Below are 6576 nucleotides of genomic sequence, written 5' to 3' on the forward strand. Positions count from 1 at the left end.
CCAATATAAAGTAGAATCATATTTACTATCATGATTAGGTACTTTCACTGTCGTTTTTTGAGGAATTGGCGGAGTTATTTGCGCCCTACTTTCACAACTAATTAAAAAAAAAGTAACTAAAAATACCAAAACTTTTAATGATAATAGTTTTTTGTTTCGTTTTGTATTATTTTCCATTGATTTTTATAAAATGATATTAATTTACTTGTATCTCTATAAAGTATAACTGGTGGATTTGCACAATCTGTTTCATAAGAATAATCCATAATATTATCAGTTGTAGCTTTTATAAATCTAAATGCATTTTGATTTATTACTTTTATTCGATCATTCTGCTTTTTCTCATAATCTCTGAATTGATTATTTAAACTTACTTTATTTTCATCGTATGCCTTTTATATTTAGCAATCTTATCTGGGTTTTGAGTAAAGTAGACAATATTCTCTTGTTTATATTTTAACCAATTGTTTTCCACTTTTCTTTTTGACTCTTCTATTTTCCTTTTGAAATCATTGGTTTCATTATTTATATTGTTTTTTTTTCAGCAGTTGTACTAATCGGATTACAAGAAGAGTCTTTATCTAAAAAAATATGCTCCAAACCTAAAGTGTGAGCAATTTCGTGAGCATAAGATTGAGGATGATTTAAATTAGTTCCAAAAATTATACAATGTTTATTGTTCAGTGGAATTGTATAAGCTGAACCACCCGCATCTTTTGTTTTAAGAGGACATAGATATAATAAGATACATTTCTCTCTATCAAGTCCATATAACATATTCAATTGCTTATTAAATAAATTAACACTTTTTCCTGAATCAAATTCAAAATTAGCTGGACTAGGGTTTGTAATTCCTTTCATACTTTCATAATCTTCATCTGCCCTTCCTGTTCTAGTATTAAGCCCTCTATTTGCAAGATTAAAAGTATTTGTACTTAATTCTATTTTTAATTGCTTTGAATCTCTTGTGTCAATTAAATTGACTTGAATTAATCCTTGATTCAAGCCGTTTTCATTTAGGTGTTTTTCTAATCCTGTTAAACCACCAATTTTTGAGAATTCTGCATCAATAAAGACTCTCCAAAAGTAGGATTATCACTTAAAAAAGCTTTTATTACATACACATTTATTGTATATTTAGGCTGGTCACTATTCTTCATAATCATCATTTTTCCCACCTCTTTTTTATCTTCTATTCCCGAGGAAGGGTCTTTAAGTTTTGCGAAGATTTTAACTTGTTCATTTACCGTAAAGGCTCGGTTACATTTTACTTTCACTTGATTATTTGCAAGATAATAATCTCTTGTAGCAGTACCTCCGAAATTTTTGCTTTGTTTACCTCCTGCAATCAAGTGCTCAATGCAATATTAGTCGGTGTTATTACCAAATCAGAATTACTGCTTTCAAACAAAATTTCTATTGCATCAGAAGATAAAGTTTCTGATTCTTCTACTTCTATATCTAAAGTAACCTCTTGATTCAGCATTAAATTCAGAAAACTGCAATAGTAGTCTTTTCCATAGGGCGAAATAACGTTAGATACATCTGTGTTGTTTTGTATTCTATTTTTAGTTTTGTTGGATCAAGAGATAATTCTTTATTTGTTCCTCCAACGTTTGTTATCGGATAAATATATTCATCCCGTATCAAATCAAACCCAAACTCTCCGTTGTATGTAGTATTTCTTCTAAAATGTATTAAAAATTTCTTTAAAACTATATTTGTTGAAATTATCGGAGGTTCTTCATTAGTAGCATAGCTCACTCCAGAATCAATTCCATTCTGTGTAAATTGATTTCCAAAGGAAGAGTTTTCAATATTTTTCCCTGCATAGGTTTTGGAAGCACCTCCGGTAGTTTCAATATAATCTCCCCCTATAAAAGATTCCTTGCCCATAACTAATGGTTTTTTGAAATTTCTGCAGAATTATTCTTAATCTCTTTTTGAGAATGCTGTTCAAAAACTCCCTGACTTTGATTGGTAATTTTACCATTAGCAACTCTTAATCGATCTTTTTCTGTATGCGATTCTTTATTTCCGGTAATAAACTCGGTCATTTTCCCTGTAACGTTTGTAATAAAATCAGTTCCAACAGAAAGCATATTTAATAAACCAACAGTAGAAGTTCTATTCATGCCTTCACTTTCAGAAATATTCATTCCCACGGTATTGTTTTGGTTCATTCCCACGTTTGTGTTCATACTTTCCGTCACATTGATATTCATATTCTTGCAATTGAGTGTTATCGTCTTTGGAGCAGTGATATTAATATTACTTCCCGTTGTATCCAGATGAATTTCATTACCACTTTTATCAGTAATTATAATACTTTCATCTTCCGTAAAAACAACCTTATGTCCGCTTCTGGTCATAATGGATTTCACACGGTTGTCTGCGAATCCTCCCAAACCAACGCCACCATGAAACATTCCCCCATCACAAATGGTCGGTCGGGATGATTGTGTACAAAATTCACCATAACCTGATCACCCACTTTGGAAGAAGTCAAAATATTTCGAAAGTAAATTTAGAATGATATTTAAATTTTTTTTTAACACGCATAATTTTCCTTTCTCAATTATGAAAAAATATGACGTCACCCGGCGTTATATAATGTATATATTATAAAATTATCTTAGTTACACCTTTTCTTTCCTGTTCTAAAACCTTACCATCAGCAGCATCTAAAATGTATATTTGCGTGTGTGATTCTTTATTATTTATCGATATGTAAAGTTCCAGGTTATAAACATATTTTTTGTATGTTTGACTGAAATTGCGCGAAAATGTACCGCCACCTTTAACCGAATCCCGTCCTTTTTTATTTGCAAATTCTATTACTTTTTGCAGCGAAAAAGGATAATTTTCATCTTTATTTATCTCGTTAATAACAAACCCATCTACATCATATACTCTCCATGTACCATACTCAATTTCTGAGAAGTGAAATTCAGTTTCTTTTATATTCCCATTTTGATAAAAACTATAGAAAGTGATGAATCCATTTTTATCGGTTTCTTTCTCTATGTATGAATCTACATATTTCTGGTCATAGGCTTTGTGATCGTATTCTTCTTTCAAAATATAATATTGTTCTACTTCAGCTTTATCACTCTCTCTTATAAAACTTTGATATAACGGGTTCTCTATTAATTTTTTTTCGTAATTCGCAATATCAAATTTTTTATCGCTGTTATTATCCTTTTTTTTCATGTGCTCTTTTTTTTCCAAACCTACAGTATTTGTTTGCCCATTTAGAGTGCTTTTTTCACATGAAATTAATGTGAAAATTAGTACAATTTTTATCGTAATATATTTTTTAAAATTTGCCACTGCCATCTGTATGTTTGTTTTGCAATTATATTAGTACTTAAGTCACTGTAGTCCATTATATTATCTGTTTCAAATTGTTGAAAACCATATTTACTGCTACTGTCAAAAGTATGATGAAGCCCCATTGCGTGTAAAAGCTCATGCATTGCTGTGCTCCTCACCAAATGAGCTGCTTCTGGTCTTTTTAAAGCAAATTTTTTCTGATCGAAGATGATAACGCTTGGTAAAACTGCAGATTTTAAAAATTTTTTATCTGGAATATCTTCTGCCCGACCCAACAAAAATCCCTTTTCATTACATGAAAAATCTTCGCAGATATCTGTGGAAAAAAATAGCCGAAATGAATCATCAAAAAACCCATTGTTTTTAGCACCATGCACGTTCACTTTATCTCTTAATTTTATATTAAGTATATCATATGTATCATTGTTTTCAAGAAAGTATTTTCCCAAATCAACTTTGGGATTAATGCTTATTGAACTATATTGAAAAGTTGGAATAATATAAGATTGTCGCAGAATTTTTTCTAAGAAATTCGTTTCTACAGATAAATTTGGTTTTTCCTTTCCTTTAATAATACTAACCAATGTAACTTTGATTTTCCTCTGATTGGATGTGCTATTTTTCACAACTATTAACTTTCCTACATCTTCTCCTTTTCCATCTTTAAATGCTTTTATGATTACTTCCTGATCGTTGGCAAACTCATTTGTACAAGTAATTTCCAAACACTGATCTATTGTATGTTTGCCTGTAGAAGTTGGAATAGGCTTGAGTAATTTGGCAGTAAAATAATTGGTGTCATATTCTAATTCAAAACTTTCAGGTTGCTCCTCAGTCTCTATTTTTAGCTGAAGTATTGCCTTATTATTTGGTAATAAAGAAAGATATGGAATTATGTAATAATAGGGATACTTCCCATTTTTCTTCCATGTAACAATCATTTTTCTAAATTCCGAGGTTACCAACTTATCATATTCTGAAGTTAAGTTGTTAAATTTTGGATTACAGTAATCAAATCCATATTCCGTTTTTGGATAAGTATAGTTTCCCATTATATCTCTATACCATTTTTTGTCACCACTTTGTCCTGTGTCTCCCGTTCTAATCCAATCAAACCCATATTCACCATTCCACTTGTTATGCGGTCTAAACAGCACAAGACATTTAGCTTTAATTTCTCCTGCTGAAGGTTTCGAAGGATTTTGGAAACTTATACCATTTGTTTCCCCCTTTTCGGTAATCAATTCTGTCGCGGTATCAACAATATTACTCTCAGAAAAAATGTTATAATCCTTCCCGACAACTTCTGTTATCTTACCTTTTACTATTCTAGTCCTGCTCATAGTTCTTAGTAATTTTTACTACGTTCACCACTGTTATTCTGCACCTCATTTTGAGCATGTTTACTTATTGAACCGTTTGAACTTGTTTCAATTCCTAAGTCAGAATTAATCACAGTTTTTCCCTGCTTCACTTCACTTGTTACATCTCCCTCAATCATTTCCGTCAGCTTCCCTGTAATAAACATACTCGTATCTCCCAAAACGGAAGTCATTTTCATTGCGCCAACACTTTGGGTCGCATTCATTCCGATACTTTGGCTTCTGTTCATACCGATGGTGTCAGACTGATCTTTGCCTACAGTGGTTGTCATATTTTCTCCCACATTTATAAACATATTCTTACAGTTCAGCGTCATCGTTTCCGGAGCTGTAATGTTAATATTACTTCCCGTTGTATCAAGATGAATCTCATTTCCAGATTTATCAGTAATAATAATACTTTCATCTTCCGTAAAAACAACCTTATGTCCGCTTCTGGTCATAATGGATTTCACACGGTTGTCTGCGAATCCTCCCAAACCAACGCCACCATGAAACATACCACCCATCACGAAAGGTCGGTCTGGATGATTGTGTACAAAATTCACCATCACCTGATCACCCACTTCAGGAATGGCAACATACCCTCGGTTCTGAGTAATCTGATCGGTTCCTCCTGCATCGGGACTCATCATTCTGATAAAATGAGTCGTGTCATTCGTCTGCCAGTCAAACCTCACCTGAACTCTGCCCTGTCCTTCAGGATCGGTGTTGGAAATTACGGTCGCAGTTTGTGGCTGTGCGATGGGTATGGTAAACTCAGGTTTTGGCATAAATCCTGTGTCTGATGCGATACCTTGAAAACTTCCGGTGTAATGACCAATCGTATCAATTTCATGCGTCGTTTCTGTAACCATTATCCTTGTGAAATACGAAGTTTCATTTGTATCAGGTTTTCGCATTTCGATATCAACAGCGCAACCCGGATGAAGAAAAGGAACCGTCGTAGAACCTGAAATTGTAAATACATTCACCGCTTCACTTCCAGCTGTGCTTTTCTGAGAATATTCTACATCTAAATGTGTGGTTGCTTTGATCGGAGCAACTCTTAGTGAAGGCGTTTTATAAATATTGTCGTTATGCTGATAAGCTGTTTTCGCCAAATCTCCAACATGCTGAATCGGTGTTGCGCCAGATTTCAGAATTTCATTTTTGTTGCTGTTGTAACCGTAGAACTGAGGCTTTGTATGAACTGCTTTCAGTTCTACTCTAATGTCATTCGCACTGCTTCCATACGTCAGTTTGATCGGTTGATTCTGTGGCGGAAGTTTTCCGAAGTGCAAAACTTCACCGTCGTAGTAGAACTGTTCGCCATATGCTTCTGCCATTCTCGCCAGATAATTGTAATGCGTTTCGTCATACTGACTGCTGTAGATAATTTGCGAATAATCATTCGTGTCAATTCTGATATCAAATCGGCTTTTATCCAAACCTTGCTTAATGACTTCTTCAGCAATAATTCCCATATTCACGGGCTGGGTTCCACCAAAGCTTTGGATATGAGGAGCGCCATCCAATAAAATAGTCGGACTGTAACCTGACAGGACGATATTTCCCAAACTCATTCTCTCCTGGCTGAAACCAACTCCCGTAATCACACCCACAAAGGTTCGTTCCGGACTTTTATCGATGTCTTTATAGGAAATAACCGCTGTTAACCTTTTCCCTAAAAATTTATTGGCTTCTTCTAAAGTATGGGTTTGGCGGTCGCCTAAAGTATCGTGAGCCAAAATCAGCGTAAACTCATGATGTTTCTGTGCGCTTTGGGTAAGTTTGAAATGTTTGTAATATTTAATCACTTTACCTTCAATTACCAAAGATAACTTGACTAATCGGTTGATGCCCATATGATGATTTT

The 6576-nt window shown here is 33.7% G+C and carries 7 protein-coding genes; all 7 read right to left on the bottom strand.

The genetic code is table 11. From position 1 onward, the window contains the following. Nucleotides 1-525: 525 nt before the first annotated feature. Entirely contained in the window at nucleotides 526-1005 is a 480-nt protein-coding gene (locus tag OMO38_RS20050; RefSeq protein WP_264751958.1) for a zinc metalloprotease, read from the bottom strand. A 32-nt stretch (nucleotides 1006-1037) separates the two neighbouring features. Continuing rightward, nucleotides 1038-1352, bottom strand: a complete 315-nt coding sequence (locus OMO38_RS20055; protein WP_264751959.1) for a hypothetical protein — start codon at nucleotides 1350-1352, stop codon at nucleotides 1038-1040. Nucleotides 1353-1491: 139 nt separating this feature from the next. Then, the gene (locus OMO38_RS20060; protein ID WP_264751960.1) at nucleotides 1492-1896 is read right to left on the bottom strand and encodes a hypothetical protein; all 405 of its coding nucleotides are present in this window, start codon (nucleotides 1894-1896) and stop codon (nucleotides 1492-1494) included. Nucleotides 1897-1898: 2 nt separating this feature from the next. Further along, on the bottom strand, nucleotides 1899-2429 hold the full coding sequence (locus OMO38_RS20065) for a hypothetical protein (RefSeq protein ID WP_264751961.1): 531 nt from the start codon (nucleotides 2427-2429) through the stop codon (nucleotides 1899-1901). Nucleotides 2430-2622: 193 nt separating this feature from the next. After that, nucleotides 2623-3339 carry a hypothetical protein gene (locus tag OMO38_RS20070; protein ID WP_264751962.1) on the bottom strand — a complete coding sequence of 239 codons (717 nt, stop codon included), beginning with the start codon at nucleotides 3337-3339 and terminating at the stop codon, nucleotides 2623-2625. Then, nucleotides 3303-4679, bottom strand: a complete 1377-nt coding sequence (locus tag OMO38_RS20075; protein WP_264751963.1) for a zinc metalloprotease — start codon at nucleotides 4677-4679, stop codon at nucleotides 3303-3305. Before OMO38_RS20075 ends, OMO38_RS20070 begins: the two co-directional genes overlap by 37 nt. Nucleotides 4680-4684: 5 nt before the next feature. Next, nucleotides 4685-6576: type VI secretion system Vgr family protein (locus tag OMO38_RS20080; RefSeq protein WP_264751964.1), on the bottom strand; the 1892-nt coding region annotated here is incomplete at its 5' end.

Source organism: Chryseobacterium kimseyorum (genome assembly GCF_025971945.1).
In the GTDB taxonomy this organism is placed as follows: domain Bacteria; phylum Bacteroidota; class Bacteroidia; order Flavobacteriales; family Weeksellaceae; genus Chryseobacterium; species Chryseobacterium kimseyorum.

Bases quoted from the DNA above. Each gene is read 5' to 3' on its own strand.
- OMO38_RS20060 (WP_264751960.1), bottom strand. From the start codon at position 1,896: ATGGGCAAGGAATCTTTTATAGGGGGAGATTATATTGAAACTACCGGA.
- OMO38_RS20065 (WP_264751961.1), bottom strand. From the start codon at position 2,429: ATGTTTCATGGTGGCGTTGGTTTGGGAGGATTCGCAGACAACCGTGTG.
- OMO38_RS20070 (WP_264751962.1), bottom strand. From the start codon at position 3,339: ATGGCAGTGGCAAATTTTAAAAAATATATTACGATAAAAATTGTACTA.
- OMO38_RS20075 (WP_264751963.1), bottom strand. From the start codon at position 4,679: ATGAGCAGGACTAGAATAGTAAAAGGTAAGATAACAGAAGTTGTCGGG.